The organism is Rhodococcus sp. (in: high G+C Gram-positive bacteria), from assembly GCF_049591685.1.
GTDB lineage: Bacteria > Actinomycetota > Actinomycetes > Mycobacteriales > Mycobacteriaceae > Rhodococcoides.
Window position 1 is genome coordinate 1 of record NZ_JBAWFH010000001.1, and the last position, 1,644, is coordinate 1,644.

2 protein-coding genes are annotated in these 1,644 nt (G+C 63.5%); both read right to left on the reverse strand.

Features of this window, described 5'->3' with window-relative positions:
• Positions 1-250 (reverse strand): hydroxymethylglutaryl-coenzyme A reductase family protein (locus tag WBQ44_RS00005; RefSeq protein ID WP_495564685.1); only part of this gene is annotated, 250 nt, incomplete at its 3' end.
• A gap of 139 nt (positions 251-389) precedes the next feature.
• The coding region (locus WBQ44_RS00010) for a PucR family transcriptional regulator (protein WP_495564686.1) at positions 390-1,644 on the reverse strand (1,255 nt) is incomplete at its 5' end.

A 1,644-nucleotide genomic window follows, 5' to 3' on the forward strand; every position in this document is an offset into this window, starting at 1 on the left:
GCTCCTCGGTGGCCATCGGCACCAGGTATTCGCTGTCGTTCACCATGACGTTCGTGGCGATGCCGACGGGGATGCCTATGACGCCGACGACGTTCTCCACCATGTGATCGGCCTGCTCGACGGACAGACCGTTGTTCGGGTCGAGCGAAGCGAACACGGACTCGGCCAGTGCGGTGCGGTTCGCGACGACGCTGCGCCTTTCCCTCGGCGACAGATCTTTGAATCCTGGAATGCGACTGCTGACGGGCACTGCTTCCTCCACGTGTTCTTTTGTGACCCGTCCGCGGGACGCGGTCACCTGGTGTCGATCGGAACGTTACGGAGGCAGTGTGACCTGGAATATGGGTGATGAACACACGAGATTCGGGCTTCGATGTGTCATCGTCACATCATTGTCGGAAACGAGCGGAGCGTAAGGCATCCAGCCGCACCGCTGTCGAGATGCGGAACAATGCTTCGTCCGTACGCCAGCCGTCGCCGAGCAGCAGACGCAACCTTTCGAGACGTTGGAGGATCGTGTTGGTGTGGTAGCTGAGCGCGCGCGCGGTTTTCGTGGGACTGGACTCGTTGCGCACGAATGCGCGCAGCGTCGGCACCAGGTCGGTGCCGTGCTCTGCGTCGTATTCGATGACGGGTCCGATCACATGGTCGATGAACGCGTGCACCGCATGCGGGTCCGATCCGAACATCACCATGTACGGATGGAACGCCTCGGTGGTGACGACGTCGTCGTCGATGCCGAGTGCGTCGATCAAACGCGACGTGCGATGAGCGACGTCGAAGCTCACCGACAAGGCGTCGACCGTTGGCGCCTGCGGTGGGACGACGACGAGGACTTCGGAGGCGCCGCCTGCGAGCAACATGCGTCGAAGATCCTTCGCTTCACCCATCGGGTCGGAGGTGTGCACTACGGCAACGAGTACGTCGGAGTAGTCGCTCACCAGACCGCCGCGCCGATAGCGCTCGGCCACAAGTGATGCAGCGACAGAACGTGATTGGACCGGAACGACAATGACGAGGACGGTGTCGAGAGTCGCGATGTCCACGTCATGGACGCGTGCGCGTCGATCCAGATCGCGACGTCGTTCGGGTGACGAATCGAGAACGTCGGCGATGAGTTCGTGCCTGACACGTTGGTCGGCGTCGGCGACGGCATTGTGTTGCAGGGTGAGTAGCGCGGCTACCTGGGCTGCACGCTCGATGGTGCGCTCATCGACCGAGCCGAGTTCGAGTTCGCCAGGGCTGAGCAACACGGCGCCGAAGAACAGTTCGCCAGCGGTCACCGCTGCGACCACCTGAATATCGGGCGCAGGAGCGTCGACATAGCTGCAGTGGCCGGTGGCGCGACTGTGCTCGATGGCGAGACGCGCGCCGCTCGACACGCTGACCACGGCCGACACGTTCGCCGACGGTGCGGACGACGCCAGGATGCGCATGTCGGCGTCGACGATGGTCACGTAGCGCTCGAGAGCGCGGGCGAGAGTGGTGGCCACCTGACCGAACCCTCCGCCGACCAGCACCGCCTGCACGAGTTCCTGGTGAACGGTGTTGGATCGATCGCGCACCGCGACATGGTCGGTCAACGTCTGCAGTGCACGGCGTGACTCTTCTTCCGAGGCACGAAGCTGAGCGAGCGTGCTGGCG